Genomic DNA, 18,494 nt, shown 5'->3' on the forward strand with positions numbered 1-18,494 from the left:
TGCTCACTTATTGATTCGCTCCCTCGTTAGCTTCTTTAACTGGAACAACAGCTTTGCCGCCTGCTTTTTCAATAGCTTCTTTGGCGCTTACTGAAAATGCGTGAGCATGAATCTCGACAGCAGTTGTTAGTTCACCGCGGCTAAGAACCTTAACAAGATCCTTGCTGCTTACAATACCGTGTTGCTGCAGAAACGCTAGATCAACAACAGTAGCGTTTGTTTCCTTAACTAATTTCTCAATCTGATCCAGATTGATTGGCTTGTATTCTACGCGGGTTGGGTTTTTAAAGCCAAACTTTGGCACCCGGCGTTGCAGTGGCATCTGACCACCTTCAAAATTCAACTTTTGGCTATAGCCTGAACGCGATTGCGCTCCTTTGTGACCACGGGTTGACGTACCGCCCATCCCTGATCCTTGCCCGCGTCCGACTCGCTTGCGCTCTCTGACGGAACCCTTAGCCGGTCTAAGGTTGCTTAAGTTCATTGTTTTACTTTGTTAAAAAATAGCTGATTCTTTTGACTCATTTTGCACCGAAGAGAGATACCTCAGCGCCTAATGAATCAAAAGAATCGCAAAGATACTTAAATTTCTTCAATCTTTACCAAGTGTTGTACCTTGCGGATTACACCTGCCAGCGAGTCATTATACTCTAACTCAATGCTTCGGTTAATCTTACCTAAGCCTAGTGATTTGATTGCGTTCTTTTGCGTCTGCGGACGGTCAATAGTGCTTCTGACCTGCGTGATTCGAACTCGTGCCATGTCTGTTACTATCTTTTAACCGTTGAACACTTTTGCCAAGCTCACCTGGCGCTGGAAAGCAACCTGGTGAGGTAAACGCATATGAGTCAATGCATCCAGAGTCGCTTTTACCACATTGTGTGGATTAGACGAACCTTTTGACTTTGCAAGTACATCACGCACGCCGGCTGATTCCAGTACAGCGCGCATTGCACCACCAGCGATAACACCTGTACCAGGAGCTGCCGGCTTCAGCAGGACGAAACCACCGCTGAATTTGCCTTCCATTTCATGAGGTACTGTATGCTTCAGGAGCGGAATCTGAACCAGATTCTTCTTAGCATCTTCCACACCTTTGGCAATGGCGTCGGTTACTTCGTTTGCTTTACCTAGGCCATATCCTACGACTCCGTTACCGTCACCGACGACGACAATCGCCGAGAAACTAAACCGGCGACCACCTTTCACTACCTTTGCAACGCGGTTGATAGCTACCACCCGCTCTTTCAGGTCGGCTTCGTTTACCTTTGTCGGTCTTGCTGCGTTCGTTACCATTGCTTGCTTAGAACTTGAGGCCTCCCTCGCGGGCTGCATCGGCCAATGCTTTTACTTTACCGTGATACAAATAGCCGTTTCGATCGAATACAGCCGCGTTGATGTTTTGAGCGCTTGCCTTCTCAGCCAGCCGCGAACCAACTTTCTTCGCTGTTTCGACGGTAAAGCCGTCTATTTCATTTTTCAGTTCAAGAGATGAAGCTGCTGCCACTGTACGACCTGCTTCATCATCAATCAACTGAGCATAAATCGCTTTATTAGAGCGAAAAACAGATAGACGCGGACGCTCAGCCGTTCCGGAAATTTTAGCCCGGATGCTATATTTGATCCGTTGTCTTCTTGCTTGCTTATTCGTTGCCATGTTATTTGATTCCGACCAAATAGGCGTTTAATTATTTCTTTGACGAAGATTTACCAGCCTTCCGACGCACTTGCTCACCCACAAAACGAATACCTTTACCTTTGTAAGGTTCAACTTTACGAAGTGAACGAATCTTTGCGGCTACGTCGCCAATCAATTGTTTATCTAATCCCTCCAGTGAAACTTTTGGGTTCTGACCTTTTTCAGTAACCGCCGTTACTTTGATTTCGGGCGGGATAGCTACAAACACATTGTGTGAATAGCCAAGGTTTAACTCAAGTACATTGTTTGCAACTGACGCTTTATAACCAACCCCAATCACTTCGAGATCAACTTTAAAACCTGTGCTTACACCGGTAACCATGTTATTTACCAGTGCACGATACAAACCATGTAAAGCTTTGTGGCGCTTTTGTTCCGTTGGGCGAGATACCTGCACCTGACCATCCTGAACCTCGACCGAGATGTCCGGATCAATCGTTTGGGTCAGGGTACCTTTAGGGCCTTTCACGGTAACGATGTTGTTGTCGTAAGACAGCGTTACGTTACTGGGTAGGGCGATTGGTTTTTTACCTATACGTGACATCGTTCAATCCAGATTAATAAACGTAACACAATACCTCACCACCCACGTTAAGGGTTTTGGCTTCTTTATCTGTCATCACTCCTTTTGAGGTAGAGATGATAGCTACACCCAATCCATTCAGGATACGTGGCAAGTGGTCAGCACCCCGATATTGACGCAGACCCGGGCGGCTAATGCGCTGAAGATCTACGATAGCAGGCTGCTTCGTAACAGGGTTGTACTTAAGAGCAATTTTGATAGTGCCCTGAGGTGTATTGTCATCGAACTTATAGTTCTGGATGTACCCCTTGTCGTACAGTACCTTCGTAATTTCTTTCTTTATGTTAGAAGCAGGAATTTCCACAACCCGGTGCTTCGCCCGGATAGCGTTTCTGATTCGGGTCAGATAATCTGCTATGGGATCTGTATTCATTATGTTGTTGCGTTACTTGCAAACCCCTGTTTCCAAAAGAGTTCGCAAAATTACGGAAACAGAATTACAAATGAAAATGATGTTTGGGCTTACCAGCTTGCCTTGGTTACGCCTGGAATTTTACCTGCCGAAGCCATCTCCCGGAATGTTACCCGCGAGATACCGAACTTACGCATGTAACCACGTGGACGCCCCGTCAGTTTGCAGCGGTTATGAAGCCGCACTGGCGATGCGTTTTTAGGCAACTTGTCAAGGCCAACGTAGTCTCCAGCCGCTTTCAGGGCAGCACGCTTCGCAGCGTACTTAGCTACAAGCGCTTCGCGCTTCCGTTCCCGTGCTTTGATTGATTCTTTTGCCATGTTTTAAACCTTTATCGGTTATTTCTTAGCAGCGTTTGCAAATGGCATACCCAGCGCTTTCAACAACTCATAACTTTCGTTATCAGATCCTGCCGTTGTTACGAAGGTGATGTCCATCCCTGAAATACGTGCTACTTTATCAATGCTGATTTCAGGAAAAATGATTTGCTCCTGAACACCGAACGTATAGTTGCCGCGGCCATCGAAGCCTTTATCGCTGACACCCTTAAAGTCACGTACCCGTGGCAGTGAAACCGTAGTCAGACGATCCAGGAATTCGAACATACGATCTCCACGAAGAGTTACCTTCGCGCCAATCGGCATGTTTTCACGCAGCTTGAAGTTTGAAACCGCTTTTTTCGACAACGTTGCAACGGCTTTCTGACCCGTGATGGTCGTCAGCTCATCGACACCTACATCAACCAGTTTCTTATCAGCGACTGCTGCTCCAATACCTTTGTTGATAACGATTTTGCTCAGCCGCGGTACTTGCATAACCGACTTATACTGAAACTTGTCCTTCAACTGAGGTACGACTTCGTTCAAATATTTTTCTTTAAGTCTTGGCGTTGCCATCTCTTTAGACCTTTTCTGGTTTACTTACGACCTCCGTCAGGAATAAAATTGCCCGTCTTCTTTGAGAAGCGCTGCAGTTTACCCTTTTCGTTCAACTTACGGCCCGTACGAGTAGGTTCCCCTGTAGCTGGATCAACCAACATCAAATTGCTGATATGTATCGATCCTTCTGTTTTTTCAAGGCTCCCTTGTGGGTTTTGAGCGGTTGGCTTCAGGTGTTTCGTAATCATGGCGACTCCTTCTACACGAGCCCGATCTTTTTCCACAATAACTTCTTTCACTACCCCGCGCTGACCTTTTGAGTTACCTCCAATGACCAATACGGTATCGCCGGTCTTAATGTGAAACTTGTGTTTCGGCAGCTTTACTTTCTTTTCCATCTTTTACAGTACCTCAGGGGCTAACGATACAATTTTCATAAACTGCTTCTCACGCAGTTCACGGGCAACAGGTCCGAAGATCCGAGTCCCCCGCGGCTCGTCGTTATTATTCAGCAGTACGGCTGCGTTATCCTCGAACCGAATGTACGAGCCGTCTTTCCGACGTACCTCTTTTTTAGTCCGAACAACTACTGCTTTTGATACCGTACCCTTTTTCATGTTGCTTGACGACAAAGCTTGCTTTACCGTCACGACAATCTTATCACCGACTGTTGCGTAGCGCTTACCGGTACCGCCCAGAACGCGGATAACCAGCACTTCTTTAGCGCCACTGTTATCGGCTACACTTAGTCTTGATTCTTGCTGTACCATGGCTTACTTCGCCTTTTCAATGATTTCGACTAATCTCCAACGCTTATTCTTGCTCAGCGGGCGGGTTTCCATGATGCGAACCGTATCGCCGATACCGCACTCTTGGTTTTCGTCATGAGCCATAAATTTCTTTGTACGGTGCATGAATTTTCCGTACATCGGGTGCTTCACTTTACGGTCAACAGCTACAGTTATTGTTTTCTGCATCTTGTTGCTGACCACCTTGCCAATCCGCTCTTTACGAGCGTTACGCTCTACATTCGGCTCTTGCCCTTGTACGGGCTGCTGCTCCTGCTGCTGTTCCATCGTACTATATAATTAGGCTTGCCGTGTTTTTACTGTCAACTCTGTTTTCAGGCGAGCAATCCGCTTACGGCTCTCACGAATACGCATCGGGTTCTCAATGGGAGAAACGGCGTGCGCAAATCTCAACTTTAACAGCCGGTCCTGTTCAGCAGTAATCTCGTTACGCAACTCGTCGGCTGACATGGGCTTAAAATCTTCTTTCTTCATTTGCTTGGTCGCTTATGAATTACGCTTGCTGTCCTTCCTGATAATCCCGACGTACGACAAATTTGGTGCGCACCGGTAATTTCTGAGCTGCCAGACGCAGAGCCTCCATACCTGTTTCAAGCGGAACGCCAGTTGCTTCAAACATGATTGTTCCCGGCTTAACAACGGCAACCCAATATTCGGGAGCTCCTTTACCTTTACCCATCCGGACTTCGGCAGGCTTCTTTGTAATAGGCTTATCTGGAAAAATACGAATCCAGACCTGCCCTTCACGCTTCATGGCCCGCGTTACAGAAATACGGGCTGCTTCAATCTGACGAGCCGTGATCCGACCCGGTTCCAGTGACTTGATCGCAAACGTACCGAAGGCAATCTCGTGGCCACGTGAAGCGACACCCGGAATCCGTCCTTTATGCTGTTTGCGGAATTTAGTTCTTCTTGGCTGTAACATGACTTATAGTAGTTAGTCAGTCGGACAGTGATTGGTCAGTCAGTTTCTGTCATTCTAACCCGGCCAATCAACTGATTGACCATTTATCGTCTGTTTCCACCGCCACGGTTTCCACCGCCACGGTTATTACCACCCCGTCCACCGCGATCACCACCACGATCATTCCGGTTACGACCACCACGGTCATTTCCATCACGATCTCCACGTGGACGACGATCACCGCGATCACCACCCCGGTCTGCGTTACGATCGTTAGCCTGAGCCTGGCTCATCATAGCAGCTGGCGACAGATCGCGCTTGCCATATACTTCGCCTTTAAAGACCCAAACTTTGATCCCGATCTTGCCGTAAACAGTTTGTGCTTCTGAAATGGCATAATCAATATCAGCTCGCAGTGTGTGAAGAGGCACTCGTCCTTCTTTATATTGTTCTGAACGGGCAATTTCGGCACCACCCAGACGACCTGATACTTTTACCTTAATACCCTGAGCTCCTACACGCATGGCAGAACTGATTGCCTGCTTCATCGCACGCCGGAATGAGATACGTGCTTGGAGTTGCTGAGCAATTGCTTCACCAATCAGTTTTGCATCAATTTCAGGGCGTTTAATTTCGAAGATGTTGATCTGAACATCCTTGCCGGTGATCTTCTTCAACTCTTCTTTAATCTTATCGACTTCTCCACCGCCTTTACCGATAACGATACCCGGACGTGCCGTGTGAATCGTCAGCGTAATGCGTTTGAGGGTACGCTCAATCACAACTCGTGCGATGGCCCCTTTCGGGATACGGGCTGCGATGTATTTTCTGATTTTTTCGTCTTCAACGAGCTTATCAGAAAACTCTTTCCCGCCGTACCAGCTTGATTCCCAGCCGCGGACGATACCAAGCCGCAAGCTAACCGGATTTATTTTCTGTCCCATTCGGTATTACTCGTTTTCGGATGTTTGCGTGGTTGCTTCAATATCTGACAAAGCCGGGGCTGCAGCGCTGTCAATCACAATGGTGATGTGGTTTGAGCGCTTCCGAATCCGGTGTCCACGGCCCTGCGGTGCGGGGCGCAGACGCTTCAGCATTGGTCCCCCATCAACAAAGATCGTTTTTACGTAGAGGTCAGCGTCTTCAATACGCTCATCCTCATTCTTTTGCTGCCAGTTAGCAACGGCCGACAAAAGCACTTTTTGCAATACGGCGGCACCGGCTTGCGGCTGATATTTCAGGAGACCCAACGCCCGGCTAACACGCTGTCCACGAATCAGATCAGCGATCAACCGCATCTTACGGGGCGAGGTGGGCACATTTTTGAGCTTTGCTACTGCTTCCATTTTTTTGAAGTTTTCCGTTTTCAGTTACCGGTCTTTAGTTAAAATCACTGGGACAAACTGAGAACCGTAAACTGTAAACTTGCTTATCGCTTGCCCTTATCCTTTTTAGCGGTATGTCCCCGGAAGTTACGGGTCGGCGCAAATTCACCTAGTTTGTGACCTACCATGTTTTCAGTGACATACACCGGAATGAACTTGTTGCCATTATGTACAGCAAACGTATGTCCGACGAAATCAGGAGAAATCATGGAACGGCGCGACCAGGTTTTGATAACCGACTTTTTGCCCGAGTCATTCATCGTCTGCACTTTATTGTCCAGACGAAAATCTATATAGGGGCCTTTCTTAAGTGAACGTGCCATTTATCAATTATTTTTTGCGTCGGCTAATGATTAAGTTATCAGATGCCTTGTTCGGCTTACGCGTTTTCAGACCTTTGGCAATCTGACCATTCCGTGAACGCGGGTGACCACCAGATGCCCGGCCTTCACCACCACCCATGGGGTGATCAATCGGGTTCATAGCCACACCACGTACGCGGGGCCGACGACCTAACCAGCGGTTTCGACCAGCTTTACCGATCACTACGTTCATGTGGTCAGGGTTAGAAACTGATCCAACCGTAGCCATACAAACTCCTAGCACCCGACGAGTCTCACCAGACGGCATGCGCAGAATGGCATACTTATCTTCACGACCTACTAACTGAGCATACGTACCGGCTGAACGGGCCATTGCGCCCCCTTTACCAGGATGCAGCTCAATATTGTGAACAATAGTACCGATTGGCATTACGTTCAGCGGCAGTGCATTACCCACATCCGGAGTAGCGCCTTCGCCCGATTGAACTGTTTGTCCAACCGTGATACCCTGTGGAGCAATGATATAGCGCTTTTCGCCGTCAGTGTACTGCACTAATGAAATCCGAGCTGAACGGTTCGGATCGTACTCGACAGTCAGGACTTCGGCAGGAACGCCGACTTTATCGCGCTTGAAGTCAATGATGCGGTAATGCCGCTTATGACCACCACCGATGTAGCGCATAGTGCGACGACCCTGGTTGTTACGGCCGCCGGTCTTCTTTAGGGGCTCCAGCAGACTCTTTTCTGGCCTGGAGGCTGTCAGTTCCGCAAAATCAGGAGCCACGCGTTGACGGGTTCCTGGCGTTACTGGTCTTAATTTCTTAACTCCCATGACTGATAATTACGTGTGGTAACAGGTGGTTTACAGATCTGCGTAAATGTCGATAACTTCGCCTTCTGCTACCGTCACAATTGCTTTCTTGGTAGTTGAGGTTCTACCCGTTACAATCCGGCCATTGATATTTTTGCTCCGCTTTTTGCCCAGCGTCCGCATCGTATGAACCGTTTCAACGTTCACCCCGTACATTTTCTCGACGGCCTTACGAATCTCCAGCTTGTTAGCTTTCAATTCGACTTCGAAGGCATATTTACCCTGCTTGTTCAGGTCCGTCATCTTTTCCGTGATAATCGGTCTTTTCAGAACGCTCATGATTACTTGTCAAAAAGAGTTTGGAGGGTCGACAGGGCTTCTTCGCTAATGAGCAGTTGATCAGCGTTCATCAGATCGTATGTATTGATCTGCGCTGCCGTCATTACTTTCGTCTTTTGGATGTTCCGGCTTGAAAGCACTACATTCGTGTTAACATCCGGCAGAATCAACAATGTCTTACGACCGGTCAAATTCAAATCGCTCAGGAACTGCACATAATCTTTTGTACGCGGAGCTTCCAGCGTAATGTTGTCGATTACCGAAATGCTGTTAGCCTGTGCTTTTGCAGCCAAAGCCGACTTGCGGGCCAGGGCTTTCACTTTCTTATTTAGCTTGAAGCTATAGTCGCGCGGACGAGGACCAAAAATGGTACCACCGCCGACAAACACTGGTGATTTAATGCTACCCGCACGAGCGCCACCTGTACCCTTCTGCTTCTTGATCTTCCGGGTTGAGTGCGCATTTTCACCGCGTTCTTTTGCTTTATGCGTACCCTGACGCTGATTAGCCAGGTATTGTTTCACGTCGAGATAAATCGCGTGCTTGTTTGGCTCAATACCAAAAATCTCTTCTGGCAGTGTAACCTTTTTGCCGGTGTCCTCGCCCTTAGTGTTATATACGATTACTTCCATGGCCTACTTCTCAATAATAACGTACGAATTCTTAGCACCCGGAATCGAACCGCTTACTACCAGCAGGTTCTGATCGGACAACACCCGCAGGACGCGCAGGTTCTGCACCTTTACGCGATTACCTCCCATGCGGCCGGCCATACGAAGACCTTTAAATACGCGTGAGGGGAATGAACATGCACCAATTGAACCTGGGTGGCGCTGCCGGTTATGCTGACCGTGCGTCTGACCACCTACCCCGCCGAAACCATGACGTTTTACAACACCCTGGAATCCGCGACCTTTAGCAGTACCCACTACATCAACAAAGTCTCCTTCAACAAAAACGTCAGCGGCTGTCAGCGTTTGACCAAGATTCAAGTCTTGCTCGAACTCTTTAAATTCAACCAGCTTGCGCTTTGGTGTAGTGCCTGCCTTTTTGAAGTGGCCAAGCTCAGGCTTGTTTGTGTGCTTTTCTTTTTTCTCGCCGAAACCCAGTTGCACGGCTTCGTATCCGTCTTTCTCGGCGGTACGAACCTGGGTAACGACACAGGGACCCGTTTCAATCACTGTACATGCCAGAGCCTGCCCGTCCGCATTGTACACGCTGGTCATCCCGATTTTTTTGCCAATTAAACCAGACATTTGTGTTTGTTTAAAGTAAGCAGGTAAATGAAAAAATTACTCCCGTAAAAACGGAGCCGCAAAATTAGATAAAACAACAGCGTTAAACAACCCTATTTGCTTATTAATCAAGCGAATTGATTCTACGAAAAAAGGCCAGGCGTACTACACCTGACCTTAAATTGACAGCATGCATCTGCGTTTAAGCAGCCATGCTTGTCGGAAAGTCAGATGTGGTTTCTGTCAAGTCGCATAGACTATCGCAGACCTTCACCTTCGTATGTCGTTGAATCAACTTCCGAGTTTGGGAGTGCAAAAGTAAGAAAAGTTTGAGATCATCCCAAACTTTTCTTACAATTTACATCAAAGTGTCAGTCTGTTATACTTTAATCTCTACGTCTACCCCGCTCGGTAGTTCAAGCTTCATCAGCGCATCGACTGTCTTGGCACTGCTGCTGTAAATATCCACCAGACGCTTATACGTGCAAAGTTGGAATTGCTCCCTCGACTTTTTGTTGACGTGTGGTGAGCGCAGTACCGTGTAAACTTCTTTGTCTGTTGGAAGAGGAATTGGACCACTTACAATAGCACCCGTTGACTTAACGGCTTTGACAATTTTCTCTGCTGATTTGTCAACCAACGTGTGGTCGAATGACTTCAGCTTAATACGAATTTTTTGACTCATGATAACTGGTTCGTTTTGTGTTTAAAAATGGGTACCGTCGAAAGAACCATTTACTCCGAACGGCACAAAAAATGGGCAGTAAGTCAGATTGACTTACTGCCCAAGGCGTATGAATTATTTTCCAGTGCCTTTTTCTTTGGCAATTACGTTGTCAGCAATGTTCTGCGGAACAATCTCGTAGTGTGAGAACGTCAGGTTGGCTGTAGCACGACCTGATGACATTGTCCGTAGGTCAGTTACATAACCGAACAGCTCCGACAGCGGAACATCGGCTTTAATAACTTGCGAACCAGCCTTCGTATCCATACCTTTCATCACACCCCGACGGCGGTTCAGGTCACCCGTGATAGGACCAGTGTATTCTTCAGGCGTGATTACTTCAACGGCCATGATCGGCTCGAGCAGCTTCGGTCCAGCCTGACGAGCGGCTTCTTTAAAGCCAATTCGAGCGGCCAGTTCAAACGACAGTGAATCGGAGTCAACGTCGTGGTATGAACCGTGGAACAACCGCACTTTCATACTTTCGAGCGGGAAGCCAGCCAGCGGGCCGTTCTTCAGTGACTCTTCAAAACCTTTCTGTACTGGCTGAATGAATTCTTTAGGAATCACACCACCCACAATGGAATTCTCGAATTGCAAACCAGGCTTAACCGTCCCGTCTTCTTCCGGATCGCGGGGGCCAAGATCAAACACGATGTCGGCAAACTTACCCCGACCACCCGTTTGTTTCTTGTACACTTCGCGGTGGCCTTCTACCTTCTTAGTCAGAACTTCTTTGTAGGCTACCTGAGGAGCACCCTGGTTTACTTCTACCTTGAATTCGCGACGCATCCGGTCAATGATAATTTCCAGGTGAAGCTCACCCATACCCCGAATGATCGTCTGACCAGTTTCTTCGTTCGATTCAACCTGGAGGGTTGGATCTTCTTCAATCAGCTTGGTGATAGCCTTACTGAAGTTATCCTGATCGGCCGTTTTCTTCGGCTCGATAGCATAACCGATAACAGGGTCAGGGAATACCATAGACTCCAGTTCAATCGGGTTCTTCTCGTCCGACAGCGTATCGCCCGTTTTAATATCTTTAAAACCAACTACGGCTCCAATGTCACCAGCTTCCAGACGCTCGATCTGGTTCTGCTTGTTGGCGTGCATCTGGAAGATACGGGAGATACGTTCTTTGTTGCCTGAACGGTTATTCAGAATATAAGAACCTGACTCCAATACACCTGAGTACGAACGCACGAAGCACAAACGACCTACGTACGGGTCAGTAGCAATTTTGAACGCCAAGGCCGCAAACGGCTCATCGGCGCTTGGTTTGCGCGTAATTTCCTCACCCGTGTTGGGATTGGTACCTTTGATACTTTCCTTGTCCAACGGTGAAGGCAGCAGGGCCATCACATAGTCGAGCATGGTTTGAACCCCTTTGTTCTTGAATGAAGAACCGCAAAGCATCGGAACAATCTTCATACTGATCGTAGCCTGACGCAGTGCTGCAAGGATTTCGTCTTCGGTGATCGAGTTAGGATCTTCGAAGTATTTCTCCATCAACGTATCATCGAACTCGGCTACGGCTTCGAGCAGCTTTTCGCGCCATTCGGTAGCTTCTTCGATCATATCGTCCGGAATGGGCACTTCAACGAAAGTCATGCCTTTGTCGTGCTCATTCCACTGAATACCCCGGAAGTTAACCAGGTCAACCACGCCTTTAAAATTATCTTCGGCGCCAATCGGCAACTGCAGGGGTACTGCATAGCTACCAAGCATTTCTTTTACCTGACGGCAAACGTTCAGGAAGTCGGCACCGGCACGGTCCATCTTGTTGACGAATCCGATACGAGCGACATTATAGTTGTTAGCCAGACGCCAGTTGGTTTCTGACTGAGGTTCTACGCCATCAACGGCGCTAAACAGAAACACCAGACCGTCGAGAACGCGAAGTGAGCGGTTTACCTCTACGGTAAAGTCAACGTGACCCGGTGTGTCAATGATGTTGATGTGATACTTCTGCCCCCGGTAGTTCCAGTTAACAGTCGTAGCGGCAGAGGTAATGGTGATACCCCGCTCCTGCTCCTGCTCCATCCAGTCCATCGTAGCGGCACCTTCGTGTACCTCACCGATCTTGTGGCTTACACCCGAGTAATAGAGAATACGCTCGGTAGTAGTCGTCTTACCCGCGTCAATGTGGGCAGCAATACCGATGTTCCTCGTAAATCTTAAATCGCGAGCCATTATGTTGTTGATACTAAGTTTCTACTAATTCTAAAACAGGAAGTACGTAGTGGTAAGTTCGTTTTACGGCGCACTTTACGAATTAGGACGCAAAATTACTGAAAGCCAATCGAAAAACAAAAGAGGAAGCTTTAAATAACGATTACTGATTCAGCCTGTGGTCGCTTTAAATCCCCTTCTACCACTCTGTCATGAAAAATATATTAAATCTATTCCATTAGTTGACATATGAAGACGGCGGATAGAAATAAAATTCTCTTTTTATGTCAATTTTGTAAGCAGGTTTTACGTTGAAACCTGAACCGTAACTTAAAAACATGCAAAATCCATATCTGTCTTTACTCCGTACGGCCTGGCAGTACGCAAGGCAAGAAAAACGGCAGTATGTGTTGGTATATATATTGTTCATTTTTGCCAACATTGTCGTTGCGCTCCACCCTATTCTGTTTGGCTGGTTTATAGATTCCATTCAACGAAAAGACACGGCCGTTTTAGACGTAGTCTGGATGTATGCAGGGGGATTTATGAGCTTAAAAGTGCTCGAATGGGCATTCCACGGTCCGGCCCGTGTGTTGGAACGGCGACTTGCTTTTAACCTTAGCCGTAACTTCCTCGACGAGTTATATCATCAGACGCTGCATCTGCCAGTACGCTGGCATAAAGATCATCATAGCGGTGCGACCATTAATCGGATTCGCAAGGCGTATGACGCATTGAAGTCGTTTTTTCAGAATGGCTTTATGTATTTGCACGCTCTGTCGAAGTTTGTGTTCTCCTTTGGGGCTATGCTTTATTTCTCACCGATTTTTGGTCTGATCGGCGTAGCGCTGGGTGCTTTGACGGTTTGGGTTATCCTCCGGTTTGATCGTCCGTTTATCAAAGCACTCGACGAAACCAATGAACGCGAGCATGTAGCATCTTCAACCTTGTTCGACAGCCTTTCCAATATTATTACTGTTATTACACTTCGGCTCGAAAAACGTATTGAAGAAGGGTTTGCTGGCCGGATCGCGGATATATTTCCACCCTTCATGCGCCAGGTACGTATCAATGAATGGAAGTGGTTTGTAGCCAGTATGTTGATTGGCTTAATCTACGCCGTTGTAGCTACCGGCTACGTTTATCAAAACTGGACGCCAGGCACAGTATTCTACGTAGGTGGTCTGGTAACGCTGCTGGGCTATGTAAACCAGTTTACAAGTGTCTTCAATGATGTGGCGTATCAGTATACCCAGATTGTTCAATTTAATACGGATGTTCAAACGGCCCGTAGTATCGGTGAGGCCTATGCTGCGCATAAACAACAGGAAATAGAGATTGGCCTGCCCGAAAAGTGGCAACGAATTCAACTGACCGGCTTGAACTTCTCGCATAACGTCAACACGGTTTTGGTTGATGGTACCTCGACTAAAGCAAAAGCCGCGAACCTGACTAACGTTCACATTAACCTGGAACGTGGCAAACGAGTCGCACTGATTGGTGAGAGCGGCTCCGGTAAGAGTACGTTGCTGACGTTGCTACGTGGACTCTATCCCGCCGAATCAGGGTTGCGCATTGAGGTTGACGGCGAGGTGTACCCGGATCTGAGTGTGATTTCTGATACCGTAACACTTCTACCTCAAGAGCCGGAGATATTTGAGAACACAATTGGGTACAACATTACGCTTGGCCTTCCGTTCGAAAACGACGATGTGATGCAGGTTTGTCATACGGCACACTTTGCCGACATTGTTCGGCATTTGCCACAGGGGTTAGAAACCAGTATTCAGGAAAAAGGATTGAACCTTTCGGGTGGTCAACGGCAGCGGCTAGCCCTGGCACGGGGCGTGTTAGCTGCCCGGACGAGTAACATCGTTCTGATGGATGAACCTACGAGCAGCGTTGACCCCAAAACTGAATTTGAGATCTATCATAAAATGCTGAATGAGTTCTCGGATAAAGCAGTGGTATCGACCCTACACCGGTTGCACTTACTGCCAATGTTCGATTATATCTATATTCTGCGTAATGGACATGTCGTTGCAGAAGGAACATTCGTCGAACTTCGACGCGACAACCCCATCTTCCAGGAAATGTGGAATCACCAAAAGACCACGCTGCATCAGGAGGAGGTTACTGTTTAACCGGATACGGCATAAAAAGCAGAAGTCCGAGTCGTTATGGCAACGCTCGGACTTCTGCTTTTTATGCAAACAATTTTTTACTCTACCGGAGCCTCTACGATTCCCACCACTTTCCATAAACCGCGGATATCCTGCAGGGCAACCGTAACACTTCCTCCATTAGGATTGTCGGAATGAAGCGTCAGGTATTTACGGGTGATCAGTTCGTTATCCTTTATCCGCTTGACGACAAAATAATCCCGGTACATTACTGCGTAAACCCCACCAGATTGATATTCCCAATCGCCCTGGTCAACCTGCACGGCCAGTATCTTGGCCCCATGCACCAGTTGAGGGCTCATACTATTGCCCGCTATTTCAATGACAACAGCTGATTTATGTCCTTTTGCAACGGAAGATCTGACCCGATAGGATTCCAGTTCTTTCAGACCAAAACCATCAGTGTACGTTTCGACGAAACTGGCATAAAACTTTATGGGCACAAAAGGCACATCGATAAGTTCTTCGTCTGTAGGCAGCAATACGGCGTTGGTTTCCGGATCATTGAGAACAGGTGAAAGTCCCCGTAGCAAAAAATCAGCGTTAATCTGAGGATAGCATGCCAGCAGGCTCATGATCGTGTCGTACGACGGTTTAGCCCGGCCATTCAGGATATTATAGAACTTAGACGGATTTTCGCCTAATTCCTTAGCAATTTGGTAAATGGTCAGTCCGAGTGCATCAAACACCTGCTTGAGTCGTTCCTGTATGCTTACCGCATCTTCAATTTTCACGGCGCTCTTTTCCATTAATATGGTATGATATTTTACTATTTATAATACCAATACAATACACTTCTGTTTGATTAGGTCAAAACTACAATAAAAACCCGAAGATATAATAACAGAAATTCAGCTTTTATGCGCTAACTATCGTACGCCGTTCTTATCAATGTAATTTTGCCTCATTTGAATTGATATAGACATACTATACAAACAGGCTGGCTTTGGAAGTGCCAGCCTGTTTACGTAAGCATTCAGTAGCATACTGGCAGCCTTATACCAATACTCCCATCCGACCCGCTTGAAAATCATTGAACGCAGTGATTATCTCCTCCCGGGTGTTCATGACAAAGGGGCCATATGCTGCCAGCGGTTCCAGAATAGGTTCTCCGCCCAGAACCATTAGTTTGCTGTCAGTAGCCGCCGATATAGTTAGTGAATCGCCGTCCTGATTAGTCAATGCAATCTGTCCACGGTTTACTATTGAGCCAGCCAGGTCAATCTGCCCATCAAGCACGTACACTGCTAAGTTGTAAGTTTCAGGAAACGTTATTGTTTCAGTTTGACTGGCCAATACGGTCATGTCGGCCAGCAATACCGGACTGTACGTTTGAGCAGGTCCCCTTAAATCTGCCAGCTCTCCGGCAATAACACGTAGTTGCCCTCCTCCAGCTAATGTTGTGCTGGGTATATTCGCTGACGCAATATCCTGATAGCGTGGCTGGCTCATTTTGTCTTTTGCCGGCAGATTTACCCATAACTGCACAAAATTCAGTTGACCGCCCTGGCGCGAGAATTCCCGCTCGTGTTTTTCTTCATGAACAATCCCGGAAGCAGCCGTCATCCATTGTACATCGCCAGCAAAGAGCTTACCGTGGTTTCCAGCCGAATCGCGGTGCTCTAATGCACCCTGGTAAAGGACCGTCACGGTTTCAAAACCTCTATGCGGATGCTGGTCCACTCCTCTTGGATACTCAGACGGTTGCACGTGCATTGGTCCGTGGTGATCCAGTAGTAGAAACGGGTTATATGGGCGGGAATTCTGCGGGTGAAACGCATTTAAACCAATAAACCCATCACCTACCGAATTAGGTGTTGCAGTATTTATAGATCGAAGTGTCCGATTAGTTGCCATATAGTATGTGTATATACATTTACTACAATAACACATAATAACGGTCTACGTTCCCTCTGGTATAACTTGTTCATTGGGACAATAGAAAGTGGTACGTCCTCCTACATCTTTTCGCTCGATCCGGGTGCGGCAACGCGGACAAAACTTGTGCGCTTCTACATCGTCGTAAGGTGAATCGTCCCATTCACGCACATGAATAAGAAAATCCACGGGAAAATCACGATACGTAGCTTCATACCGGATGGCCGTCTGGAGCACAAGCTGTATGGAACTATGGAGTTGATGTATCTGCGCATCGGTCAGTGTGTTTGCTCGTTGCTCGGGGTGCACATAAGCCTGAAACAAAACTTCGTCAACAATCCAGTTCCCCAACCCTGCCACTGTGCTTTGGTCCAGTAAAACGGGTTTTATCAGTGATTTTTTGCGCCGGACAGCCTCCGCAAACTGCTCCACAGAAATAGCAAGGCCATCGTCTCCAATCTTTTTACGCTCGAGGTAAGCGTTTATGTCATCGACCAGACCGATCCGCTCAAATTTCCGGGGGCATAGAAACCCAAGGTTAAAACCGTTGCTGAAAGCAAATACAATGCGGGCAAACCGAGGTCGATCAACTGATGCGTGATAATACTCCAAATCGCCCGTCATCCCGAAATGCATATGAACAATTACGTTTGGTACGTCGGTTACCACGAACAGGTTTTTACCAACGCGACGTGTACCCACAAACTGCCGTCCGATTAGCTTCTCGATGAGTGTCTGGTAGTCGGTAGTCAACAACTTTTTATCTTCAACCTCAACATGTTCTATGGTTTGATGTAGAGAAGATGTTTCGAGGTATTGACGACGTATCTCTACTTCGGGGAGCTCAGGCATACAAATTTTTACCTATAAAACACTTTCCAAAGTGCTGTTGTTACAAGCCGTAAAATCGCTTCATATGGCTTGCTAAAGCGTGTTTATCACTTGTTACATGTATTTATTAACTGGCCGAACCATTTGTTAATCAACTTATTTAATGGAACAATTACTTATTATTTTTTGTCTTACCTTCACAACATACTACCCGGTTTGTACGTTACAGAACAAGTTTTAACCTTTGACAACATCCATAGCCGAACTCTACATTCTTACCCCAACTAACCTTGCATGAAGCAACCTCTACACAAGTAAATTGTGCATGTTTAACTGTTAATTTGATCAAATCGCTATGGAGAACAATCCGCAAAAATCCAGAACGAGTGGTGCCCTGCTGGCAGCCCTGATTATCATGACTGGTCTGGCTGGGGTTTCAAGTTACTTATATTTCGATCAGAAGAAGGTGTCTGAAAATCAAGAGGTCACCATCGCTGAGCGTGTTGAGGAACTGTCTACTACTCGGGTTAAACTGGATTCAATATCAACGGCACTTGATGCTAAAATTGCAGAAGTTCAGAAGTTAGGTGGTGACGTGACTGAGCTGGAGAAAGTAAAAGCTCAACTGGAAGCAGATAAAGCAGCTCTGCGCCGGGGCAATCGTGTTTCCCTTGCTAAGTATGAGGCCCGTATCAAGCAGTATGAGGCTTTCCTGGTAGAAAAAGACACACTGATCGCCGAGCTTCAGCGCGAAAATGTTACGCTGGCAACTAACAACCAGGTTCTGAATGATGAGAACACAGGTTTGAAAACTGAACGCCAGCGTCTGACTGATTCCGTGACTACCGTTGTGAGTCAGAACCAGGAGTTGTCTACCAAGGTGAATCGGGCGGCTGCACTGAAAGCACAGAACGTAAAAGTATTTGCTGTTAACAGAAAAGGTAAGGTAAGCGACGACGATGCTTACAAAGCCAAGCGCCTTGACAAAATTAAGCTGGTATATACCTTGCTGGACAACCCGCTGACGAAAGAAGAACCGAAAGAAGTCTATGTTCGGGTTCTTGATCCTAGTGGTGCTGTTGTTTCTGACATGGCTAACGGGTCGGGTACGTTCACAGTCGATGGTAACGAGACGATCTATACCACAAAACAAACGGTGAACTACAACAGCAATGGCCAGAACGTTGAATTGCTGTATACCCGTGGTATTCCGTACAAGCCGGGCAAGTACACAGTTGAACTTTTCTCGGAGGGTTATAAAATTGGTGCTGGCGAATTTGCTGTTCGCTAATCAGTCACCACAAGCATCAGAAGCGCAACGCCCAACG

27 protein-coding genes are annotated in these 18,494 nt (G+C 47.2%); 2 read left to right on the forward strand and 25 right to left on the reverse strand.

Annotated features, from left to right (window positions below; all coding sequences use genetic code 11):
- Positions 1-7: 7 nt before the first annotated feature.
- From rplO to fusA, 22 genes are all read right to left on the reverse strand, one after another.
- Entirely contained in the window at positions 8-484 is a 477-nt protein-coding gene (rplO, locus tag BN8_RS25355; protein ID WP_009284804.1) for a 50S ribosomal protein L15, read from the reverse strand.
- Between the two features lie 98 nt (positions 485-582).
- A complete protein-coding gene (rpmD, locus tag BN8_RS25360) occupies positions 583-762 on the reverse strand; it encodes a 50S ribosomal protein L30 (RefSeq protein WP_040006520.1) in 180 nt (59 codons plus the stop codon).
- 15 nt (positions 763-777) lie between these two features.
- A complete protein-coding gene (gene rpsE / locus BN8_RS25365; RefSeq protein ID WP_040006521.1) occupies positions 778-1,296 on the reverse strand; it encodes a 30S ribosomal protein S5 in 519 nt (172 codons plus the stop codon).
- A gap of 7 nt (positions 1,297-1,303) precedes the next feature.
- The gene (rplR, locus tag BN8_RS25370) at positions 1,304-1,657 is read right to left on the reverse strand and encodes a 50S ribosomal protein L18 (protein WP_009284806.1); all 354 of its coding nucleotides are present in this window, start codon (positions 1,655-1,657) and stop codon (positions 1,304-1,306) included.
- A gap of 31 nt (positions 1,658-1,688) precedes the next feature.
- The gene (gene rplF / locus BN8_RS25375; protein ID WP_009284807.1) at positions 1,689-2,243 is read right to left on the reverse strand and encodes a 50S ribosomal protein L6; all 555 of its coding nucleotides are present in this window, start codon (positions 2,241-2,243) and stop codon (positions 1,689-1,691) included.
- Between the two features lie 13 nt (positions 2,244-2,256).
- Positions 2,257-2,655, reverse strand: a complete 399-nt coding sequence (gene rpsH / locus BN8_RS25380; RefSeq protein ID WP_009284808.1) for a 30S ribosomal protein S8 — start codon at positions 2,653-2,655, stop codon at positions 2,257-2,259.
- 89 nt (positions 2,656-2,744) lie between these two features.
- Positions 2,745-3,014 (reverse strand): 30S ribosomal protein S14, encoded by a 270-nt coding sequence (gene rpsN / locus BN8_RS25385; protein ID WP_009284809.1) that lies wholly within the window; start codon positions 3,012-3,014, stop codon positions 2,745-2,747.
- An 18-nt stretch (positions 3,015-3,032) separates the two neighbouring features.
- On the reverse strand, positions 3,033-3,590 hold the full coding sequence (gene rplE, locus BN8_RS25390; protein WP_009284810.1) for a 50S ribosomal protein L5: 558 nt from the start codon (positions 3,588-3,590) through the stop codon (positions 3,033-3,035).
- 20 nt (positions 3,591-3,610) lie between these two features.
- Entirely contained in the window at positions 3,611-3,970 is a 360-nt protein-coding gene (gene rplX / locus BN8_RS25395; RefSeq protein WP_009284811.1) for a 50S ribosomal protein L24, read from the reverse strand.
- 3 nt (positions 3,971-3,973) lie between these two features.
- A complete protein-coding gene (gene rplN / locus BN8_RS25400) occupies positions 3,974-4,342 on the reverse strand; it encodes a 50S ribosomal protein L14 (protein WP_009284812.1) in 369 nt (122 codons plus the stop codon).
- Positions 4,343-4,345: 3 nt separating this feature from the next.
- The gene (gene rpsQ, locus BN8_RS32745) at positions 4,346-4,648 is read right to left on the reverse strand and encodes a 30S ribosomal protein S17 (protein WP_009284813.1); all 303 of its coding nucleotides are present in this window, start codon (positions 4,646-4,648) and stop codon (positions 4,346-4,348) included.
- A gap of 12 nt (positions 4,649-4,660) precedes the next feature.
- Complete coding sequence (rpmC, locus tag BN8_RS32750; protein WP_009284814.1) at positions 4,661-4,855, reverse strand: 50S ribosomal protein L29; 195 nt, start codon at positions 4,853-4,855, stop codon at positions 4,661-4,663.
- Positions 4,856-4,874: 19 nt separating this feature from the next.
- Positions 4,875-5,306, reverse strand: a complete 432-nt coding sequence (gene rplP / locus BN8_RS25415) for a 50S ribosomal protein L16 (RefSeq protein WP_009284815.1) — start codon at positions 5,304-5,306, stop codon at positions 4,875-4,877.
- An 83-nt stretch (positions 5,307-5,389) separates the two neighbouring features.
- Positions 5,390-6,229, reverse strand: a complete 840-nt coding sequence (gene rpsC / locus BN8_RS25420; protein WP_009284816.1) for a 30S ribosomal protein S3 — start codon at positions 6,227-6,229, stop codon at positions 5,390-5,392.
- 6 nt (positions 6,230-6,235) lie between these two features.
- The gene (gene rplV / locus BN8_RS25425) at positions 6,236-6,631 is read right to left on the reverse strand and encodes a 50S ribosomal protein L22 (RefSeq protein ID WP_009284817.1); all 396 of its coding nucleotides are present in this window, start codon (positions 6,629-6,631) and stop codon (positions 6,236-6,238) included.
- Between the two features lie 83 nt (positions 6,632-6,714).
- Complete coding sequence (gene rpsS, locus BN8_RS25430) at positions 6,715-6,993, reverse strand: 30S ribosomal protein S19 (RefSeq protein ID WP_009284818.1); 279 nt, start codon at positions 6,991-6,993, stop codon at positions 6,715-6,717.
- A 7-nt stretch (positions 6,994-7,000) separates the two neighbouring features.
- Positions 7,001-7,825 (reverse strand): 50S ribosomal protein L2, encoded by an 825-nt coding sequence (gene rplB / locus BN8_RS25435; RefSeq protein ID WP_009284819.1) that lies wholly within the window; start codon positions 7,823-7,825, stop codon positions 7,001-7,003.
- 30 nt (positions 7,826-7,855) lie between these two features.
- Positions 7,856-8,143: a 50S ribosomal protein L23 gene (gene rplW / locus BN8_RS25440; protein ID WP_009284820.1), complete on the reverse strand. Its 288-nt coding sequence runs from the start codon at positions 8,141-8,143 to the stop codon at positions 7,856-7,858.
- A 2-nt stretch (positions 8,144-8,145) separates the two neighbouring features.
- Positions 8,146-8,775 (reverse strand): 50S ribosomal protein L4, encoded by a 630-nt coding sequence (gene rplD / locus BN8_RS25445; RefSeq protein ID WP_009284821.1) that lies wholly within the window; start codon positions 8,773-8,775, stop codon positions 8,146-8,148.
- Between the two features lie 3 nt (positions 8,776-8,778).
- Positions 8,779-9,399 (reverse strand): 50S ribosomal protein L3, encoded by a 621-nt coding sequence (gene rplC, locus BN8_RS25450; protein WP_009284822.1) that lies wholly within the window; start codon positions 9,397-9,399, stop codon positions 8,779-8,781.
- Positions 9,400-9,757: 358 nt separating this feature from the next.
- Positions 9,758-10,063: a 30S ribosomal protein S10 gene (gene rpsJ, locus BN8_RS25455; RefSeq protein ID WP_009284823.1), complete on the reverse strand. Its 306-nt coding sequence runs from the start codon at positions 10,061-10,063 to the stop codon at positions 9,758-9,760.
- A gap of 114 nt (positions 10,064-10,177) precedes the next feature.
- The gene (fusA, locus tag BN8_RS25460) at positions 10,178-12,295 is read right to left on the reverse strand and encodes an elongation factor G (protein WP_009284824.1); all 2,118 of its coding nucleotides are present in this window, start codon (positions 12,293-12,295) and stop codon (positions 10,178-10,180) included.
- A 317-nt stretch (positions 12,296-12,612) separates the two neighbouring features.
- On the opposite strand from fusA, the gene BN8_RS25465 reads away from it, so the two are divergent.
- Complete coding sequence (locus BN8_RS25465; protein WP_009284825.1) at positions 12,613-14,418, forward strand: ABC transporter ATP-binding protein; 1,806 nt, start codon at positions 12,613-12,615, stop codon at positions 14,416-14,418.
- A 77-nt stretch (positions 14,419-14,495) separates the two neighbouring features.
- Here the strand turns inward: BN8_RS25465 and BN8_RS25470 are convergent, their stop codons facing one another.
- The 3 genes from BN8_RS25470 to BN8_RS25480 all read right to left on the reverse strand — a co-directional run bounded on the left by BN8_RS25470 (position 14,496) and on the right by BN8_RS25480 (position 17,187).
- Positions 14,496-15,206 (reverse strand): LexA family transcriptional regulator, encoded by a 711-nt coding sequence (locus tag BN8_RS25470; RefSeq protein ID WP_009284826.1) that lies wholly within the window; start codon positions 15,204-15,206, stop codon positions 14,496-14,498.
- A gap of 247 nt (positions 15,207-15,453) precedes the next feature.
- Positions 15,454-16,314 carry a pirin family protein gene (locus BN8_RS25475; RefSeq protein WP_040006522.1) on the reverse strand — a complete coding sequence of 287 codons (861 nt, stop codon included), beginning with the start codon at positions 16,312-16,314 and terminating at the stop codon, positions 15,454-15,456.
- Positions 16,315-16,359: 45 nt separating this feature from the next.
- Positions 16,360-17,187, reverse strand: a complete 828-nt coding sequence (locus tag BN8_RS25480) for an Fpg/Nei family DNA glycosylase (protein WP_009284828.1) — start codon at positions 17,185-17,187, stop codon at positions 16,360-16,362.
- A 334-nt stretch (positions 17,188-17,521) separates the two neighbouring features.
- Here BN8_RS25480 and BN8_RS25485 point away from each other — a divergent pair, with 334 nt between their 5' ends.
- On the forward strand, positions 17,522-18,457 hold the full coding sequence (locus tag BN8_RS25485) for a DUF8428 domain-containing protein (protein ID WP_009284829.1): 936 nt from the start codon (positions 17,522-17,524) through the stop codon (positions 18,455-18,457).
- The last annotated feature ends 37 nt before the right edge of the window (positions 18,458-18,494 follow it).

This window comes from Fibrisoma limi BUZ 3 (genome assembly GCF_000296815.2).
Classification (GTDB): Bacteria; Bacteroidota; Bacteroidia; order Cytophagales; family Spirosomataceae; genus Fibrisoma; species Fibrisoma limi.